Source organism: uncultured Devosia sp. (assembly GCF_964244875.1).
Taxonomy (GTDB): domain Bacteria; phylum Pseudomonadota; class Alphaproteobacteria; order Rhizobiales; family Devosiaceae; genus Devosia.
Genome location: NZ_CAXTKA010000007.1, coordinates 181,344 through 198,474, shown reverse-complemented (window position 1 = coordinate 198,474; position 17,131 = coordinate 181,344). Strand labels below are relative to the sequence as shown.

At 64.1% G+C, this 17,131-nt stretch carries 18 protein-coding genes; 5 read left to right on the top strand and 13 right to left on the bottom strand.

Features of this window, described 5'->3' with window-relative positions:
• Nucleotides 1–226 precede the first annotated feature (226 nt).
• Genes ACFE8X_RS10610 through fliF form a run of 5 tightly spaced genes read right to left on the bottom strand, consistent with a single transcriptional unit; the run spans nt 227 to nt 5,309 of the window.
• Nucleotides 227–1,591: a sigma-54 interaction domain-containing protein gene (locus ACFE8X_RS10610; RefSeq protein WP_375451430.1), complete on the bottom strand. Its 1,365-nt coding sequence runs from the start codon at nt 1,589–1,591 to the stop codon at nt 227–229.
• Nucleotides 1,592–1,602: 11 nt separating this feature from the next.
• Complete coding sequence (gene fliN, locus ACFE8X_RS10605) at nt 1,603–1,908, bottom strand: flagellar motor switch protein FliN (protein WP_375451451.1); 306 nt, start codon at nt 1,906–1,908, stop codon at nt 1,603–1,605.
• A gap of 38 nt (nt 1,909–1,946) precedes the next feature.
• Nucleotides 1,947–2,591, bottom strand: a complete 645-nt coding sequence (locus ACFE8X_RS10600) for a hypothetical protein (RefSeq protein ID WP_375451429.1) — start codon at nt 2,589–2,591, stop codon at nt 1,947–1,949.
• 4 nt (nt 2,592–2,595) lie between these two features.
• A complete protein-coding gene (fliG, locus tag ACFE8X_RS10595) occupies nt 2,596–3,675 on the bottom strand; it encodes a flagellar motor switch protein FliG (RefSeq protein WP_375451428.1) in 1,080 nt (359 codons plus the stop codon).
• Between the two features lie 2 nt (nt 3,676–3,677).
• Complete coding sequence (fliF, locus tag ACFE8X_RS10590; protein ID WP_375451427.1) at nt 3,678–5,309, bottom strand: flagellar basal-body MS-ring/collar protein FliF; 1,632 nt, start codon at nt 5,307–5,309, stop codon at nt 3,678–3,680.
• A 157-nt stretch (nt 5,310–5,466) separates the two neighbouring features.
• Here fliF and ACFE8X_RS10585 point away from each other — a divergent pair, with 157 nt between their 5' ends.
• Nucleotides 5,467–6,087: a glutathione S-transferase family protein gene (locus ACFE8X_RS10585; protein WP_375451426.1), complete on the top strand. Its 621-nt coding sequence runs from the start codon at nt 5,467–5,469 to the stop codon at nt 6,085–6,087.
• Nucleotides 6,088–6,385: 298 nt separating this feature from the next.
• Here ACFE8X_RS10585 and ACFE8X_RS10580 read toward each other — a convergent pair whose 3' ends face one another.
• From ACFE8X_RS10580 to ACFE8X_RS10570, 3 genes are all read right to left on the bottom strand, one after another.
• Nucleotides 6,386–6,664 carry a DUF1153 domain-containing protein gene (locus ACFE8X_RS10580; protein WP_192658665.1) on the bottom strand — a complete coding sequence of 93 codons (279 nt, stop codon included), beginning with the start codon at nt 6,662–6,664 and terminating at the stop codon, nt 6,386–6,388.
• A gap of 289 nt (nt 6,665–6,953) precedes the next feature.
• Nucleotides 6,954–7,658, bottom strand: a complete 705-nt coding sequence (locus tag ACFE8X_RS10575; protein WP_375451425.1) for a flagellar hook assembly protein FlgD — start codon at nt 7,656–7,658, stop codon at nt 6,954–6,956.
• 9 nt (nt 7,659–7,667) lie between these two features.
• Entirely contained in the window at nt 7,668–9,173 is a 1,506-nt protein-coding gene (locus ACFE8X_RS10570) for a flagellar hook-length control protein FliK (RefSeq protein WP_375451424.1), read from the bottom strand.
• A gap of 253 nt (nt 9,174–9,426) precedes the next feature.
• Here ACFE8X_RS10570 and mnmA point away from each other — a divergent pair, with 253 nt between their 5' ends.
• Nucleotides 9,427–10,578 carry a tRNA 2-thiouridine(34) synthase MnmA gene (gene mnmA / locus ACFE8X_RS10565; RefSeq protein WP_375451423.1) on the top strand — a complete coding sequence of 384 codons (1,152 nt, stop codon included), beginning with the start codon at nt 9,427–9,429 and terminating at the stop codon, nt 10,576–10,578.
• Between the two features lie 181 nt (nt 10,579–10,759).
• On the opposite strand, the gene ACFE8X_RS10560 is transcribed toward mnmA, so the two are convergent.
• A complete protein-coding gene (locus tag ACFE8X_RS10560; protein ID WP_375451422.1) occupies nt 10,760–10,963 on the bottom strand; it encodes a hypothetical protein in 204 nt (67 codons plus the stop codon).
• Between the two features lie 110 nt (nt 10,964–11,073).
• On the opposite strand from ACFE8X_RS10560, the gene ACFE8X_RS10555 reads away from it, so the two are divergent.
• The 3 genes from ACFE8X_RS10555 (at nt 11,074) to ACFE8X_RS10545 (ending at nt 14,621) form a co-directional block, all read left to right on the top strand.
• Nucleotides 11,074–11,628, top strand: coding sequence for an RNA polymerase sigma factor (locus ACFE8X_RS10555; RefSeq protein WP_375451421.1), 555 nt, complete (start codon nt 11,074–11,076; stop codon nt 11,626–11,628).
• Between the two features lie 212 nt (nt 11,629–11,840).
• Nucleotides 11,841–13,760, top strand: a complete 1,920-nt coding sequence (locus ACFE8X_RS10550; protein WP_375451420.1) for a von Willebrand factor type A domain-containing protein — start codon at nt 11,841–11,843, stop codon at nt 13,758–13,760.
• Nucleotides 13,761–13,922: 162 nt separating this feature from the next.
• The gene (locus ACFE8X_RS10545) at nt 13,923–14,621 is read left to right on the top strand and encodes a hypothetical protein (RefSeq protein WP_375451419.1); all 699 of its coding nucleotides are present in this window, start codon (nt 13,923–13,925) and stop codon (nt 14,619–14,621) included.
• Nucleotides 14,622–14,701: 80 nt separating this feature from the next.
• On the opposite strand, the gene ACFE8X_RS10540 is transcribed toward ACFE8X_RS10545, so the two are convergent.
• The 4 genes from ACFE8X_RS10540 to ACFE8X_RS10525 all read right to left on the bottom strand — a co-directional run bounded on the left by ACFE8X_RS10540 (nt 14,702) and on the right by ACFE8X_RS10525 (nt 16,910).
• Nucleotides 14,702–15,052, bottom strand: a complete 351-nt coding sequence (locus ACFE8X_RS10540) for a helix-turn-helix domain-containing protein (RefSeq protein ID WP_375451418.1) — start codon at nt 15,050–15,052, stop codon at nt 14,702–14,704.
• 42 nt (nt 15,053–15,094) lie between these two features.
• A complete protein-coding gene (locus ACFE8X_RS10535) occupies nt 15,095–15,445 on the bottom strand; it encodes a type II toxin-antitoxin system RelE/ParE family toxin (RefSeq protein WP_375451417.1) in 351 nt (116 codons plus the stop codon).
• Nucleotides 15,446–15,539: 94 nt separating this feature from the next.
• On the bottom strand, nt 15,540–15,857 hold the full coding sequence (locus ACFE8X_RS10530) for a hypothetical protein (protein WP_375451416.1): 318 nt from the start codon (nt 15,855–15,857) through the stop codon (nt 15,540–15,542).
• Nucleotides 15,858–15,959: 102 nt separating this feature from the next.
• Nucleotides 15,960–16,910: a ring-cleaving dioxygenase gene (locus ACFE8X_RS10525; RefSeq protein WP_375451415.1), complete on the bottom strand. Its 951-nt coding sequence runs from the start codon at nt 16,908–16,910 to the stop codon at nt 15,960–15,962.
• Nucleotides 16,911–17,131: the final 221 nt, after the last annotated feature.

Below are 17,131 nucleotides of genomic sequence, written 5' to 3'. Positions count from 1 at the left end.
TGGTGTGACATGATGACCCTGGTTCCTTCGTCCCCTCGCCCCTCAGGGGAGAGGGTAGCGGCGCCGGGAGCGAAGCGACCTGGCAGAGCTAGGGTGAGGGGTGCGATGCCGGGATATCGTTCATGCTGCAGCATTGCACCCCTCACCCGGCGCTGACGCGCCGACCTCTCCCCGGAGGGGCGAGGTGAGGAAAGAACTGAGGCCCGTGCAGCAGAACCGAAAGCCACTACGCGACCCGCTGTTCGCCGGGGCCGGGCACGACGGTGCCTTCGTCGGAATATTGGTTGAGCTTGTTGCGCAGGGTGCGGATGGAGATGCCCAGGATCGTGGCGGCATGGGTGCGGTTGCCCAGGGTGTGGTCAAGCGTGTCGAGGATCAGGTCGCGTTCGACGTCGGCGACGGTGCGGCCGACCAGGGCCTGGGACATGGTCTGGGCGGTTTGCGCCAGCTGAGCAGACAGCGAATGGGCCTGGACGGCGTCGGTCAGGCCGGTGCCATCGGGCATCAGGATGGCGTCGGGGCCGATGGTGTCGCCCGAGGAGAGGAGCACCGCGCGGTGCAGCGTGTTTTCCAGCTCGCGCACATTGCCCGGCCAGGGGGCATGCAGGAGCGCGTCGCGGGCGGCGGCGGAGAGGGTGCGGGGCGGCAGGCCGTTGGCCTTGGAATATTTGGCGACGAAGTGTTCCGACAGCGCGGCGATATCACCGGGGCGATCGCGCAGGGCGGGCAGCTTGAGGTTGACGACGTTGAGGCGGAACAGCAGGTCTTCGCGGAAGGCGCCGGCGCGCACCGCGTCGTTGAGGTTGCGGTTGGAGGTGGCGAGGATGCGGATATCGACGGGGACGGGCTTGGCTCCGCCGACACGGTCGATCAGCCGCTCCTGGATGGCGCGCAGGAGCTTGGCCTGGAGGCGGAAATCCATTTCGGAGATTTCGTCGAGCAGGAGCGTGCCGCCATTGGCTTCCTCGAACTTGCCGATACGGCGGGCGATGGCGCCGGTGAAGGCGCCCTTTTCGTGGCCGAACAGCTCGCTTTCCAGCAACGCCTCGGGAATGGCGGCGCAGTTGATGGAGATGAACGGCATGCTGGCGCGCTTGGAGCGGGCGTGGACGTATTTGGCGATGACTTCCTTGCCGGTGCCCGATTCGCCGGTGATCAGGATCGAGGCATCGGAGCCGGCGATCTGGTCGGCCATGCGCACCAGGCGCTCCATGGCCGGGTCGCGGAACAGGAAATCGGTGCTGTCGCGCGCCACGGCGGCGATGACGGCAGCGATCAGCTCGGCATCGGGGGGCAGAGGAATGTATTCCTTGGCGCCGGCGCGGATGGCGTTGACGGCGGCGGCGGCATTGGTTTCGACGCCGCAGGCGACGACGGGAATGGAGATGCGCTCGGCTTCAAGGCCCGCGATCAGGCCGGCGATGTCCATCATCACATCGACCAGCAAGAGGTCGGCGCCGCGACCGGCGCGCAGGGAGGCCAGGGCGATCTCGATGGAGGGGGCATGGGCGACCTTGGCGCCGCCGGTCATGGCCATCTTGGTGGCGGTGCTCAACTGGCCTTCGAGGGCTCCGACGATCAGCAGTCTCATGAAAAGCTCCCTTATTGCGGCTTGATGATTTCGGTCATGGTGACGCCCAGCCGGCTTTCGACCAGGACGATCTCACCGCGCGCGACCAGGCGGTCATTGATGAAGATCTCGACGGCTTCGCCGACCTGGCGGTCCAGCTCGATGACGGTGCCGGTATCGAGGCGCAGCAATTGGCTCACAGGCATCTTGGTGCGGCCGAGCACGACCGAGATGCGCACGGGAACATCAAAGACCGCTTCCAGTTCGGCAGCGGTGCGTTCGGCATAGCCCTCGTGCTCGCCGGGGGCGGCGGGTGCGTTCATCGCCTCAAAGCTCATTGGCTCGGCAGTGGTGACGTCGTCGGAAATGCCTGCGCTCATGGGTGGGTATCCTCCTGGCCTGGGCCGCTGTGTGCCGCCAGATAAGCGGAAATCCTGGTGTCGATCTGCTTGGAGATCGCGTTGATGTCGCGTGCGAGGCCGCCATCCACCCATTCGAGCCGGCCGTCGCCCAGGCGCTGGTCGGGATCGCCCAGAACGATCAGGCGGCCGGCAAAGCCGGTGGTCGCCATATGACCGGTGGCGATATCGCGCATGGCGTCGGCGATATCGGGATGGCAGCGAATGACCAGGTGCGGCACGGTGCCGAGGCTGGCCATGCATTCGGCGATCAGGGCATCAAGCTCGGCGGTAGGCTGGCGGGCGAGCAGGTGCACGGCCAGCTTGCGGCCGATGCTGGCGGCCAGATCCACTGCCTCGCGCAGATGGGCGGCGTTGGCGTCATCGAGCGAAGCGGCCATTTCGGCGGTGCGGGCAGCCAGGGCCGCGGCGGCGGTGGCCATGGTCTGGGCGGCGTGGGCGGTGGCGTTGCGCTCGCCGGCGGCAATGCCTTCGGCATAGCCGTCGCTGCGGGCCTGGGCCACGAGCTGGGCCACCAGATCTTCGGGCACGCTGGGGCGCGGCGCCGCCGTGGGGCGGCTGCCCAGATCAAGGTCGAAGGTGAAGCGGGCGGGGCTTGCCATGTCCTTAAGCCACCATCTGGTCGTCGGATTTGGTTTTCATGATGATGATCTCGCCCTTGGCCGCCAGGTCCTTGGCGGTGGAGACGAGCCGCCCCTGGGCCTCGTCGACATCCTTGAGGCGGACGGGGCCCATGGATTCCATGTCGTCCTTGAGCAGCTTGGCCGAGCGGGCCGACATATTGGTGAAGAAGAATTCCTTGATCGGATCGTTGGCGCCCTTGAGGGCCAAGGCCAGCTCCTTCTTGTCCATCCTGGACAGCAGCGTCTGGATGGCGGAGGCCTCGAGGCGCGCCAGGTCCTCGAAGGTGAACATCAAAGCCTTGATGCGCTCGGCATCCTCGCGGTTGTTTTCCTCGAGCGTCGTGATGAAGCGCGCTTCGGTCTGGCGATCGAAGGAATTGAAGATTTCGGCCATCTGTTCGTGGCTGTCGCGGCGCTTGGTGTGGCTGAGCGTCGACATGAATTCGGTGCGCAGAGTGGTCTCGATCTTTTCGAGAATTTCCTTTTGCACCGGATCGAGCCCCAGCATGCGCTGGACCACGTCCATGGCCAATTCCTCGGGCAGGACGGCGAGCACCTTGCTGGCGTGATCGGTGGCGATCTTGGACAGGACCACGGCAATGGTCTGGGGGTATTCGTTCTTGAGGTAGGCGGCGAGCACGTCTTCCTGCACGTTGGAGAGCTTTTCCCACATGTTGCGACCGGCGGGCCCGCGGATTTCCTCCATGATCGAGTCCACGCGATCGGAGGGCAGAAAGCTCAGCAGCAGGCGCTCGGTGGTGTCCGAATTGCCCGACAGCGAGCCGTTGGAGGAGACGGTGGTGACGAACTCGATCATCAGATCATCCAGCATGTCCTGGGTAATCGGGCCAAGACGGACCATGGCGCGCGACAATGCCTTGATTTCGAGCTCGTCCAGCTCGGAAAAGATAGGCTTGCCGTAGTCTGGCCCGAGGGCGAGCAGCAGGGCGGCGGCCTTTTCGTCGCCCTTGAGCACGCGCTGGCTGGCATCGCCTCCAAGGACGAGCTGGCCGCCTGCGCGGGTCGGGTCGGAATTGTCGCCGGATTGGGAAACCAGTGCCATGATTATGCCGCGCTAGAGAGCCAGTCGCGCACGATCAGCGCGGCCTGCTTGGGGTTTTCCTCGACCAGGGTGCCGACGGTCTTGAGGGTATTGAGCTGGCTTTCGCCCATGGATTTGGCATTGGCGACCCAGGAGGGCGTCTTGTCGCGCGGGGCGGGTTCCTCGGCGGGCACGATCTGGCCGCCGGCCCCGACCATGCCGCGATGGCCCAGTTCGGCCGCGGGTGGCAGTGCCAAGGGCTGGGTCTCGTTGGCAAGGGCTTTTTTCAGCAGCGGCCGCATGACGAAGAACACCAGCGCCAGGGCGATCAGCAGGGTCACCGCCATCTGCGCGCCGTTCATGATGTCGTCGCGGGTGAAGTCGAACAGTCCCGAAGCGGCGTCGGTGCCGGGGACGGCCAGGTCGGGGCGGTCGGCAAATTGCAGGTTGAGCACTTCGACGCTGTCGCCGCGCGCTTCCGAATAGCCGACGGCCGAGCGGACCAGGGTCAGCAATTGAGCAATTTCATCGGCGGTGCGCGGGGTATAGACCGGATTGCCCGAAGCGTCATTGGCATAGACGCCGTCGACCACGACGGCGACCGACAGGCGCTTGATGGCGCCGGCTTCGGTGACGGCGGTCTCGGTCCGTTTGGAAATTTCGTAATTGGTGATTTCCTGGGAGCTCTTGCCCTGCTCGGTGGTGCCGGCGGCGCCATTGTTCTGGCTGGCGCCGGGCAATTCGTTGGCGACGGTGACCTGCCCATTGGCGCCGTTGGCGAGGTTTTCGTTTTCGCTGGTCTGGGTCGAGCGCACGACCTGGCCATCGGGATCGAAGGTTTCGGAGGTGGTGGTGGAGCGATTAAAATCGACCTCGGCGGTGACCTCGACGCGGGCGCGACCGGCGCCGACCACATTGGCCAGCATGTCCTCGACGCGGGTGCGCACGAGGTTTTCGTAGTTGAGCGTCTTTTCGGCGGCCTCGCCGGCAATGGCACCCTCCGCTCCATCCTCGGTGCCCGAGGCGAGCAGGGAGCCGGTATCATCGACGATCGATACGCGGTTGGGGCTCAAGCCCTCGATGGCGGAGGCGACCAGATGCTGGATGGCGCGGATTTCGCCGGCGGAGAGATCGCCGCGCACGCCGACGACGATGGAGGCCGAGGGCTGCTTGGTTTCGCGGCGAAACAGCTCGCGCTCGGGCAGCACCAGATGGACGCGGGCGCTCTTGATGCGGGCAAGCGAGCCGATGGTGCGGGCCAGCTCGCCCTCGAGCGCGCGCACATTGTTGATGTTCTGCACGAACGAGGTGGCGCCCAGCGTGCCCTGCTGGTCGAAAATCTCGTAGCCGACCTGGCCCTTGGTGGGCAGGCCCGAGCCGGCCAGGTTCATGCGCAGGGTGGTGATCTGGTCGCGCGGCACGAGGATGGTGTCGCCCTCCCCGCGCAGCTCGAACGGAACGTTGAGGGTTTGCAGTTCGGTGACGATGGCCGAGGAATCCTCCAGCGACAGGCCGGTATAGAGCGGGGCCAAGGTCGGGGTCGAGGCGCGCATCACCAGGAAGCCGAAGAAACCCAGCATGAGCGCCGCGACGACGGCCATGGCGGCCAGGCGCGCCAGGCCTATGCGGTTGATGAGCTGGGTAATATTGTCCACGCCGGTACTCGATCTCGAACGAACCACCTGGCGCAAATGCGCGAAGCGGCCGTTAGGCAAAAATTACCTAGTGGATGGTAAACATTGTCTTAATTCTGCGTTGCAGTTTGCAAATTCCGGCACAAACTGCCGGGCAAGGTGAGCAAAGGATGAACGAATGACGCTGAAAATCCTGGGGCGGGTGACTTCGATCAATGTGCGCAAGGTGTTGTGGGCGGCAGACGAGCTGGGACTGGGCTATGAACGCGAGGATTGGGGACAGCCAATGCGCGATCCCAAAGTGCCCGAGTTTTTGGCGCTGAACCCCAATGGGCAGGTGCCGGTGCTGATCGATGGGGACTTGGTGCTATGGGAAAGCAATGCGATCCTGATCTACCTGGCCGAGAAAACCGGGATGCTGCTGCCGCAGGACTTGCCCGGGCGCGGGTTGGCGTTGCAATGGCTGATCTGGCAGGGGACCGAGCTCAATCCCCCCTGGGGATACGCGCTCAACGCGCTGGTGCGCAAGACGCCGGGCTTCAACGATGCGGACAAACTGGCCGATTCCATCGCGCGGTGGAGCCGGGTAATGCTGATACTGGAGGCACAATTGGCGGATGGAACGCCCTATGTGGCGGGCGCCAGCTTCAGCATCGCCGATATCGCCATCGGGCTATCGGTGCATCGCTGGATGATGACGCCGTTCGAGAAACCCGCGATGAGGGGGGTCGAGGCGTATTACGGACGGCTCAAGGCGCGGGCGGCCGGGCAGGCGTGGATGGGGGCGGGGACGCCTTGAAGGCTAGGGCCAAAGCGCAAGGCTTGGCACAATCCCGCCGGGGTCGCCGGGCGGCTTCTCCCCCTTGAGGGGGAGGTTGGGTGGGGGGTGTGGGAGCCGCGATATCGGGGATGGCAGACCCCCACCTTGATCCTCCCCCTGGAAGGGGGAGGTGTTGACTGAGGCATTTTGGCAGGAGCCCCGCCAGATACGACAGCCTGTTTGGGTGGGGGCGCAAACACATGATTGCGTCCAAACAGCAAAACCCGCCCTGGCAACCCGGGGCGGGTTTTGAAATTTCTGAGCGTGGCGCGCGCGCCTAGCCCTCGCGGTAATGCTGGATCCAGGTGGTGCGCAAACCGGCAAGACCGTGCTTGTCGATGGCAGCCTGCCAGTTGAGGAATTCATCGACGCTCAGTGTATAGCGGGCGCAGGCCTCTTCGAGACTGAGCAGCCCGCCGCGCACGGCAGCGACGACTTCGGCTTTTCGTCGAATGACCCACCGCCGAGTGTTCTTCGGAGGCAGATCTGCAATCGTGAGCGGACTTCCGTCCGGCCCGATAACGTACTTAACGCGAGGTCGCATTTGTACGGTCATTTTACTCTCTACTCAACCTGACCATATAGGTTGAAGACTACGGCACCGGCCTTAAAATTCGACTAAGGGGAAACTTACAACAGGTTAAGAATAGTCGCAGAATTCAAGGGGTTTGGTGAGAATTGAACCAATGTGAATGCCTGGACGGGGCAGTGCCGCCGCCGTGAGCCGGACGCATGGTCGCCGGCCGGTGAGACGGACGCATGGCGCAGCGCCGAGCGGGCATGAGGCGGGCCAAAACCGCGAGGCCGGGGCGGCCTGCGCGGGTGCTTGGCGCGATGGAAACGGATCAGGCCGCGGCGTCGTCCGTCTCGGGGGCGGTTGCGGCCGGGATGCGCACATTGGTGACGTCGGAGAGCTTGATCTTGGTGCCGCCCACGGTCAGGACCGGCTCGTCTCCGGAGAAGTCCACGGCGGACACGACGCCGACCGTTGCCGTGTTGATGGTCACGTTCTTGCCGGCAAGGTTCTTGCCGTCGATCTTGATGGTATAGACGCCATCGGGCTTGAGCTGGCCGTCCGAGCCATAGCCGTCCCAGAGGAAATTGCCCGGGCCCTTCTGCAGCGAGCCGGTTTCGGCATAAATCACATTGCCCTTGTCGTCGCTGATGGTCACCTTGGCGTCGGAAACGGCGGCTTCGGCATTGTAGGCCCAGGAGGCGCCGCCATCGGACAGGTTGGCCTTGGTGCCGGAGGCGGTCACTTCCTTGCCGATATAGGAAACGGCATCGACATTGCCCGAGTTCTGGCTGGCCTGCATCAGCGCTTCAAGGAAGGTATTGGTCTTGAGCTGCTGCTCGACACCGGTGAATTGCACCAGTTGCTGGGTGAACTGATTGGTATCGAGGGGATCGAGCGGATTCTGGTTCTTGAGCTGGGTGGTCAGGATGTTGAGGAAGGTATCGAAATTGTCGGCGATGCCGGCGCGCGTGGTATCGAGCGAGGATACCGATGTGTTGACGCCACTGCTGCCGGCGAGCGGATTGACGGCCATGGTGAACTCCTAGGCGATGATGTTGACGCCGCTGGCCGACAGGCTCGCGCGGTAGAGGGTGATCGTGGGGGGCGGCAAGTCCTCGATCTCGGGCTGGCCCTGATCGAACAATGGCAGGCGGCTGGAATTGCCCTGGCCCTGCTGGCCGGACGAATTCTGCTTGAGGGAAAATTCCAGATTGGTCTTGGCGCTGTCGAGCCCCGCCTGCTGCAGGGCTTTTTCCAGGCCGCGCTGGTCGCGCTGCATCAGGTCGAGCGTTTCGGCTTTCTCGACTGTGAGGCGGGCCGTGACCTGGCCGGACCTGTCGATATCGAGGCGCACGTCGATCTTGCCGAGCTCGGGCGGATCGAGCCGCATCTGGAAGCGCGAATTGCCGTCGTTGACCTGGCGGACCAGCTCGAACGCGATCTGGGGCAGGTTGAGCTGCTGCTGGCTGGTCTGGTAGCCGGCGATCACCGGACGAGGACCGGGCACGGCCTCGATGCGGGTGGTTTGATTGGCGGGGAGCGCGGCGGCTTGCGGATCGGCGCCGGCACCGGCAGGTTGCTGGGCGACAGTTGGGGCAGCGGCGGGCTTGGCGTCTTTGTCCTTGGACGGATCGGGCTTGTCGCCGGGGTCGCTATCGACCTTGGTGGCGGTATCGGTCTTGGCCACGGGGTCGGCGGCTTGCGGGGCCGGGGTGTCATCGACAGTGTCGGTTGCGGCAGCCTTGCCGGCCAAGGCGGGCTCGGAGGTTTCGAGCGTCGGCGCGGTGAAGGTCGGGGCAATCGTGGGCGCGATTTCGGCGGGCTTGGCCAGTTTGGCCAGTGCCGCCTGCAGATCGGCGTCGGGCACGCTGTCGTCGGCCAGGCCCAGGGCGGCGAGCTTGTCGGCATCGATGGCGCCGTCGTCGAGGCCCTTGAGCAGAGCGGCCAGTTTGTCGCCGATGGTCTTGAGCTGGTCGGCCTGGTTGGCGTCGGTGGGTGGGTCGGTCAAAAGGTCATAGGCCAAGGGCGCAAGAGCCGCCGTCAGGCTGGCCTGCGGTGTGTCGCCAGCGGCGGCCGGCTGGGCCACCAGGGCGGCGAGCTCATCCAGGGATGGCAGTTGATCCAGCGAAATGCCCAGCGCGTCGGCCAGGGCGTCGAGGCCCTGGTTCACGGCGTCGAGATCCTTGGGCGTTTCGCCGGCCTGAAGGGCATCGCGCAGGGCGACCAGGGCGTCGATGGTATCGGCCAGCAAGGCTTGGCCTGGTGGTGTCGCCGAGGGCTGGATCGGCAGCGTGGCCGGCATCGCCGCAGCGACAGCGTCGGGGGCCTGGTCGGGCGGCTGCTCGGTATCGGCACCGGCCTCGAGATCGGCTGGCTCGGCGGCACCGGTGCGTGACGGCTTGCTGACGGGCGGTTCGGCATTGGTGGCATGGTCCAGCAGGGCCGCGAAGGCGTCGCGTGGCGCGGCCTCGGCATTGGGCTGCGCGTTGAGGCCCTTGACGGGAATGCCGGGAAGAGCGGCGGAGGTGACGGTGATATGGCTTGCCACGGCGTGAGCGGCCCTTGCATGAAACTGATCTGGCTTGGTCAATGCAAGCGGCTTGCCAAGTCGGGAAGAATAGCAAGAACAATATGTTGGCGGAAATTCAGCTTTGGCTCTTTCGGCTCCGGCAGGCAGCAAGTGCCCGCGTGGCGGCAAAAACTGCCGGTGCGTTCGAGCGGTTGCAGGGGCGGGGCAAAGCGCGTAAAAGCGCCCGCACAGCTATCCGCTGGCCCTTGAACCCAACCGGATACCCACGAATATGTTGAACTCGCTTGATATTGCCAAGCGCCCCCAAGACACGCGCGTCGTCGTCGCGATGTCGGGGGGCGTGGATTCCTCGGTCGTCGCGGGGCTTCTCGCCCGGCAAGGCTATGACGTGGTGGGGGTGACCCTGCAGCTTTACGATCATGGCGAAGCCACGTTCCGCAAGGGGGCGTGCTGCGCCGGTCAGGATATCCACGATGCGCGCCGAGTGGCGGCCAGCCTGGGCATTCCCCACTATGTGCTCGACTACGAGGAGCGCTTCAAGAAGGCGGTGATCGCGCCCTTCGCCAATGCCTATCAGCAGGGCGAAACGCCGGTGCCGTGCATTGCCTGCAACCAGAGTGTCAAGTTCGTCGACCTGATGAGCGTGGCGCACGATCTGGGTGCCGATGCCCTGGCGACGGGCCATTATGTGCAGTCGCAGCCGGGTGCGGACGGGCGCCGGATCTTGCTGCGGCCGGTCGATGCCGAGCGCGACCAGAGCTATTTCCTGTTCGCCACTACGCAGGCTCAGCTCGACTATTTGCGCTTTCCCCTGGGCGGCATGGCCAAGGCCGAGGTGCGGGCGCTGGCGCGCGAGATGGGGCTGGAAATCGCCGAAAAGCACGATTCCCAAGACATCTGCTTCGTGCCGCAGGGTAAATATGTCGACATCATCCGCAAGATGCATCCCGAGGCAGTGGCAACGGGGGAAATCGTGCATCTGGACGGACGGGTGCTCGGCAGTCATGACGGGATCGTCAATTTCACCATCGGGCAGCGCAAGGGCCTGGGCGTGGCGGCGGCGGAACCGCTTTATGTGATCAAGCTGGAGCACAGGACCGGCCGGGTCATCGTAGGCCCGCGCGAGGCGCTCAAGACCCATACGGTGCGATTGCGCGACGTGAACTGGCTGGGCGGCACGCCCCTGGCGCAGTTGTCGAGCGGCAATGGCGCCCCTCTCGAGGTCAAGGTGCGCTCGACGCGCGGCCCGCAGCCGGCGGTGATCCAGGAGCGGGACGGGGATGTGTTCGTGACGCTGGTATCGGGTGAGTACGGCATTTCGCCGGGGCAGGCGTGCGTGTTTTATGCCGATGACAGCGCGACCGCGCAGGTGTGGGGTGGGGGGTTCATCGCGGAGGCAGTGCCGCAGGTGTTGGTGGCGTAGGCCCCCTCATCCGGCGCTGCGCGCCACCTTCGACCCTAAAATCGATCCACTGGATCGATTTCCCAGCTAAGGCCGTCGGGACGAAGTCCCACGAGGGGAGAAGGGGACCTCCACTCCTGCCACTCACTGAGTCCCCCTCTCCCCTCGTGGGAGAGGGTGCCCGAAGGGCGGGTGAGGGGGCCTAAGGCGCCGGCGCCTCCTGTCCCGGCAGGGGCTTGGGCAAGGGAATGGCGTCGGCGGGGGCGATGCCTTGTTCGGCTTCGATGCGGTCGTAATTGCCCCACATGCCGAAATTGGTGATGATCGTCGCGCCAATGGTGACGATACCCAGGATGATGAAAATCAGCAGGATGATGCGGCTGCTGTTCAGTTTGAAAGGGCTCATCGGGCGGCTCGCTCAATATTTCCTTGGGCTGACCCCAAGGAAGGCGTCGGCTGCGGCGTCTTAGCATTATAACGGCGCAGGGAACAGGCGAGCGCGGGTATGGCCAGGTGATGGGACTGTCTGCCGCATCGCTGATCGCCGGGCCTGCGGATGCCGCGCGGCTCCTGGTGGCGCGTGCGCAAAAGGGCGACAGCGACGCCTTTGCCGCCCTGATCGAGGCTCATTACGACGTGATCTATCGCACGGCCTACAAATGGAGCGGCAATCGCAGCGATGCCGAGGATGTCGCCCAGGATGTCTGCGTCAAGCTGGGGCAGGCGATCGCAAGTTTCGACGGGCGCTCGGCGTTCTCCAGCTGGCTGTATCGGATCACGCTCAATGGCGTGCGCGACCTGCAAAGGGCGCGCAGCCGGCGGACGAAATACACCGATGCCCTGGCCCGGGTCAGCCCCGAACGGGCGCTGCCCGAACAGGAAGAGGCGGCGACCAGCGGGCAATTGTGGGACGCGGTGCGGCGCCTGCCGGAGCAGCAGCGCGATGCGGTGCTGCTGGTTTATGCCGAAGAGCTGAGCCATGCGGCAGCAGGCCAGATCATGGGTTGCAAGGAAGCCACCGTCTCCTGGCATATCCACGAGGCGAAAAAGACCCTGAGGGGTTTGCTATGAGCGATGACATGAACGATCCGTTGGCGGGGTTGAAGACGATCAAGGCACCGCCGCCATCGACAGCGGCGCGCCAGAGCGCGGTTGCGGCCGCGATGGTCGCATTCGAGGCCGCCAAGACCGCGCCCGCGAAAAAAAGTGCAACCGCCACCCAAGGAGTTCGCCGGCCCAGCCGTCTCAGTTCCATCATCAGTTCCTTGAAAGGGATCAGGATCATGGACATGCGTCTTCCCATCGGCACCGCGGCGGTCGCCCTATTGCTGTTGCCGCTCGGCTACCAGCTTTACAATTCTACGGCGATGAGCCCGGCTGACCGACCGCTGCTCAACGAAAGCCCGACCGTGGTGCCCGAGCCGGATGCCGAGGCGGTCGTTCCCGCGGATGGCGTTGCGCGGACGCAGGCGCCGGCGGCCTTGAACGACATTGCGGCACCCAAACCGGCCGTGACGGTCGCGGCGCCAGCTGAGGCCGCCAAGGACGAGGCCGTTCGCGCCGAGCCGCTGGGGCAGGACATGATTGCCGGCCAGGCCGAAAGCGTTGCTCCGGCACAAGCGCCGCTGGCCGGGACCGTCATGGCGCCGCCGCCTGCCGCACCGCAGAATTTCGAGCGCCAGAGCAATGCGGCGGGTGCGGGGTCCGACGGTTTCGCCTCCATGCTGGCGCCGTCCCCGCTGCCGAGCGCGACCCAGCCGAGCGGCGATGCGTTCACCGCGTTCGAGGAGTCGCGGTTGACCGTGGCGGCGGACCAGCCGGTTTCCACCTTTTCCGTGGATGTAGATACAGCCAGCTATAGCTATGTCCGCTCGATGCTGGACGATGGCTATGTGCCCGAGCCCGATGCGGTGCGGCTGGAGGAATTGATCAACTACTTCCCCTATGATTATGCGCCGGCCGACAGCGCGGCGGTGCCGTTCAAGCCGAGCATGGCGGTTTATCCGACGCCCTGGAACCCCAGGACGCAATTGCTGCATATCGGCATCAAGGGCTATGTGCCGCCCGCGAGCGCGGACACGCCGAGCAATCTGGTGTTCCTGATCGATACGTCGGGCTCGATGGACGAGCCCAACAAATTGCCGCTGCTGAAGCGGGCTTTTGCCCTGCTGGTGGACCAGTTGTCGGCAAAGGACAGTATCGCGATCGTGGCCTATGCCGGCTCGGCCGGCGTGGTGCTGGAGCCAACCCGGGCCGATGACAAATCCAAGATCCTGGCGGCGCTGGACGCCCTTGCGGCCGGGGGCAGTACCGCTGGGGCCGAGGGGATCGCGCTGGCGTATCAATTGGCCGAACAGGCCAGGATCAGCAATGGCACCAATCGGGTGATCCTGGCCACCGATGGCGATTTCAACGTGGGGATCGACGATCCCGAGGATTTGGAAAACTTCATCAAGGCCAAACGCGAGGGCGGGGTGACCCTGTCGGTACTGGGCTTTGGCCGGGGCAACCTGGATGATGCCACGATGCAGGCGCTGGCGCAGAACGGCAATGGCAATGCCAGCTATATCGACAGCTTCCGCGAGGCACAGAAGGTGCTGGTGGAAGAGGGCGGCTCGACGCTGCAGATGATCGCCAAGGACGTCAAAGTCCAGGTAGAGTTCAATCCGGCGATGGTCAGCGAATACCGCTTGATCGGCTATGAGACGCGGGCGCTCAACCGCGAGGATTTCAACAACGATCAGGTGGACGCCGGCGATATCGGGGCCGGGCACACCGTCACCGCGATCTACGAAATCACCCCCGCAGGGGCGGGCAGCGTCGATCCGCTGCGCTATGGCGAGCGGGGCGATGCGACCCCGACAGCGGGCGGCGAGATCGCCTTTCTCAAGATGCGCTACAAGCTGCCGGACAGCGATGTCAGCCAGTTGATCGAGCAGGCGGTGACCCCGGACATGGTGCATGCCGATATTGGCCAGGTCAGCGACGACATGCGGTTTGGCGCCGCAGTGGCGGCCTTCGGGCAAAAGCTCAAGGGCTCGATCTATGGCGGGGATATGGGCTGGGGCGATATCATGGCGCTGGCGCAAGCGGGACGCGGCAGCGACGAAGGCGGCTATCGCGCAGAGTTCATGGGCCTGGTGAAGACGGCGTCGCTGCTGGAGCCGGATGCAGCGACCAAGGACGATGCAGCCATACAATAGAGCCTTGAGCCGGGCCAGGTCCCGGAAAGCTCGCTGAATATTGGAAAGGCCGGGAGCAATCCCGGCCTTGTCGTTTGCCGGGCGGTCTCGCGGTGGAGGCGAACGAACTTGGTCCGACCGTGTTAGGGTTTGGCGATATATCGAACCAATTGGGAGGCCGTATTGCGCGGTATCGATTTCAGCTCATGGACGAGCCTTGCGACCACGCTGCTCGGGCTGGCGCTTGTCACATTGATCGGCATCGGCCTGCGCCTGGTGATCATGCAAACCATCCAGCAGCGCCAGCAGCGGATGAACCGGCAGATCAACGAGCGGCTGCGGGCGCTGATGGCGGCCTACAAGGTTCTGGGCGGCTCGTTCACCGGCACATTGACCGTCGATCCGACGCATCTGCGTGATTTGCGCCACCCGGCCGAACCTGCTTTGGTGGACGGCGGCGCTGTGGCAACTGTGGCAGGGGGGCAATCGGAGTCGGATCGAGGGCGCCGTATCCGCGATGCCGTCGAGGCGGCGCTATCCGATATCATCCTGTTGGGAACCGAAGAGCACGTTCGCCTGGCGGTGCGGGCGGCGCGCGAATTGATCGCCGGTCATGCGGTGCATACCCATGAACTGGTGGTATCGCTGCGCACTTATATCCGCGACGCGCTCGACCTCGATCCCATTCCGGCCGACCTGGCCATTCCGATGCAGGGACCGACGCGGCCTTCGGGCAGCGCGGCGCGCGGCAAAGGCGAGGGAAAGAGCGAAGGGCAGGGAGCGGGCGGCGGTGGCGGCGCGATGGGTGGAATGGGCGGTGGGATGGGTGGAGGAGTTGGCGGCGGGACCGACGATCCGGACGATCCAAATTCACGGCGCTAGGCGCCGGCCTTTGTAGATGAGACCGATCCCCAGCGGGACCGTAACTTAATCACGTTTAGCGGGGAGGGGCGCACCAGGATCTAGCGCGTCCCCTTGGTAATCATTGCGCCATCGGGGTCGATTGCGATGTGCACTTCGGTTCCTTTGGCGCTACGCAGAACAAGTTCTGTCGTTCCACCCAGAGCTCGCATGTAGCGCGCTACGGACGACAAAAGCATGTCATCGCTATTTTCCGTCCGAGAAACGTTGCTCTGGGGGATTGCCGCTTTGGCCGCCAAATCGGCTTGGGTGACACCCGATTCCTTTCTCAACTCCGCCATCGCCTCGCCCGCCAGTCGCAAAGTCCGCTTTTCATTGAGCCTGTCCTGAACGTCAACTGGAAGCTCGTGCCTGATGTCCTTCCAAGAGACGGCTCCTTTCAAACCTGCCATTCCAACTCCTTTGGTGCGTGTTTGCGTGCCTAGTGCGATCGTTCAGCCTGCAGCAAGCCAAAGATCAAAACGGTTATCGGCATTGTGTATCAATCGGTCATAAAACCTGCGCTCGCCCACGCCGCTCTTGTCACCGCCGCAGATGATGATGGCCTGTCGACCAGGATCAAAAGCAAATGCTACTCGCCAGCAGCCGCCGCCCGCATCAACACGAATTTCTTTCATATTATCATGCCTGGAATTCTTGAGCGTATTGACATTGGGCCTGCCCAATTTTGGCCCCACATCTCTAAGCAAATCAAAAACTTCTCCCAAAGCCTCTTTTACCGCTATGTCCAATTCCCTGAATTCTTCGACAAAATCGGGGTAAAAGACGACCTCGTAAGTTTCCATTGCCCCTTCCTCGACGAGAACATGCCTATATCGTTAAGTGCATTTTGTCAAGAGCTATGCAGTTAACGATATGTTCGGCGGGTCTGCGTTGCCGTCATGCCGGTTGCAGGATCAGCAGCCAGGCTATTCCTTGCGCCAGCAGCAAGCCGGCCGTCGCGATCCAGGTGGTCCAGTCGATCCAGGCTGCCGGGCCCGGCAGCCAGCCGATGCCCAGGAGCAACCGGCAGACCAGCAGGACCAGGAAGACCAGGAGATAGACCGCGATGGCGTAGAGCCCCAGTGTCCAGCCGTAAAAATAGGGCGTGCCACCGATGCCGGGAATGCCCAATATCCAGGGGATGAAGGCGAGGAGGCACAGCGCCGCCAAGGCGCCAGGCAGGTAGTTGGCCACGAGTGCCGCCATTGGGATCATGCCGTCCGCCTCCTGTTCTCAGCAGTTACCGGCATCAGCAATGTGGCAAAGGCGTGGAGGGGCGGTGCCGTCCCCCCCTCGAATGGTTTCGCCAACCCTTGATTAAACCAGCGGCTTCAAATTGGCTTCGATGCTCGCCCGGCGACTTTCCAGAAAAGGCGGCAAGGCCAGGCTTTCGCCTAGCGTTTCCATCGGCTCGTCGGCGGCAAAGCCGGGGGTGTCGGTGGCGATTTCAAACAGGATGCCGTTGGGCTCGCGGAAATACAGCGAGGTGAAGTAGAACCGCTCGACTTCGCCGCTGGAGCGCATGCCGGCCTGAGTGACGCGGGCAATCCATTGGCGCAGCGTGTCCTGATCGGGCGTGCGGAAAGCGACATGATGCACGCCACCGGCGCCGGGACGAGAGGCGGGCTGGGTTGGGTCGGCCACAACGTGAAGTTCGGCTGCAGGGCCGCCTTCGCCCATCTGGAACACGTGGGTTTCCCCGGCGGTGCTGGTGGCGGGGTGGGTGCGCACCTTGCTCATATTCATCACCTGGGTGAGCACGGCTTCGGTGCGCTCGAGTTGCGGCACGGCCAGGGTGATGGGCCCCAGGCCGATGATCTGCCGGTCGGGCGGCACCGGTGACTTGGCCCATGGGATGACCGTATTCGCGCTATCGGTAACCATACGGAAGCGTTGGCCTTCAAAATCCTCGAAATCCAGCGACAGATGGCCGGCGCGCTCCTTGATGGCGGACGTGCCGACATTGTGCGTCTGGAGGTGATCTTTCCACCAGGCAAGCGTTTCTTCGCTCCCAACGCGCAGGCCAGTGCGCGACACGGTGTGATTGCCGCGCTTTTCAGGACCGGCTTCGAAATCGAAGAAGGTCAGGTCGGCGCCGGGGGAGGCGACGCCATCGCCGTAGAACAGGTGATAGGCGGTGGTCTGGTCCTGGTTGACCGTCTTCTTGATCAGCCGCATGCCCAGCGTCTGGGTATAAAAGGCCAGGTTCTGCTTGGCCTCGGCGGTGACGGCGGTGAGGTGGTGGATGCCTGAAAGCTGAAGGCTCATTGGGGTCTCCTTGATGGCGCGATGCGTGGTTGACCAAGATGTAGGGGATAGGTGTCGGGTCCGGAAGCGGGTTAATGACGACGGGCTGTTGCGCCTTGTTGAACGGACAACTTTTATTTTGGCGTCATTCCCGCGGAAGCGGGAACCCATCCTTGCGGTCTTGGAATTCGGCCAGGGTAGGTCCCCGGTTCGTGGGGATGACGCAGCATTGGATTGGACTG

Bases quoted from the DNA above. Each gene is read 5' to 3' on its own strand.
- ACFE8X_RS10610 (WP_375451430.1), bottom strand. From the start codon at position 1,591: ATGAGACTGCTGATCGTCGGAGCCCTCGAAGGCCAGTTGAGCACCGCC.
- fliN (WP_375451451.1), bottom strand. From the start codon at position 1,908: ATGAGCTTTGAGGCGATGAACGCACCCGCCGCCCCCGGCGAGCACGAG.
- ACFE8X_RS10600 (WP_375451429.1), bottom strand. From the start codon at position 2,591: ATGGCAAGCCCCGCCCGCTTCACCTTCGACCTTGATCTGGGCAGCCGC.
- fliG (WP_375451428.1), bottom strand. From the start codon at position 3,675: ATGGCACTGGTTTCCCAATCCGGCGACAATTCCGACCCGACCCGCGCA.
- ACFE8X_RS10585 (WP_375451426.1), top strand. From the start codon at position 5,467: ATGACGCTGAAAATCCTGGGGCGGGTGACTTCGATCAATGTGCGCAAG.
- ACFE8X_RS10580 (WP_192658665.1), bottom strand. From the start codon at position 6,664: ATGACCGTACAAATGCGACCTCGCGTTAAGTACGTTATCGGGCCGGAC.
- ACFE8X_RS10575 (WP_375451425.1), bottom strand. From the start codon at position 7,658: ATGGCCGTCAATCCGCTCGCCGGCAGCAGTGGCGTCAACACATCGGTA.
- mnmA (WP_375451423.1), top strand. From the start codon at position 9,427: ATGTTGAACTCGCTTGATATTGCCAAGCGCCCCCAAGACACGCGCGTC.
- ACFE8X_RS10560 (WP_375451422.1), bottom strand. From the start codon at position 10,963: ATGAGCCCTTTCAAACTGAACAGCAGCCGCATCATCCTGCTGATTTTC.
- ACFE8X_RS10555 (WP_375451421.1), top strand. From the start codon at position 11,074: ATGGGACTGTCTGCCGCATCGCTGATCGCCGGGCCTGCGGATGCCGCG.
- ACFE8X_RS10550 (WP_375451420.1), top strand. From the start codon at position 11,841: ATGGACATGCGTCTTCCCATCGGCACCGCGGCGGTCGCCCTATTGCTG.
- ACFE8X_RS10540 (WP_375451418.1), bottom strand. From the start codon at position 15,052: ATGGCAGGTTTGAAAGGAGCCGTCTCTTGGAAGGACATCAGGCACGAG.
- ACFE8X_RS10535 (WP_375451417.1), bottom strand. From the start codon at position 15,445: ATGGAAACTTACGAGGTCGTCTTTTACCCCGATTTTGTCGAAGAATTC.
- ACFE8X_RS10530 (WP_375451416.1), bottom strand. From the start codon at position 15,857: ATGATCCCAATGGCGGCACTCGTGGCCAACTACCTGCCTGGCGCCTTG.
- ACFE8X_RS10525 (WP_375451415.1), bottom strand. From the start codon at position 16,910: ATGAGCCTTCAGCTTTCAGGCATCCACCACCTCACCGCCGTCACCGCC.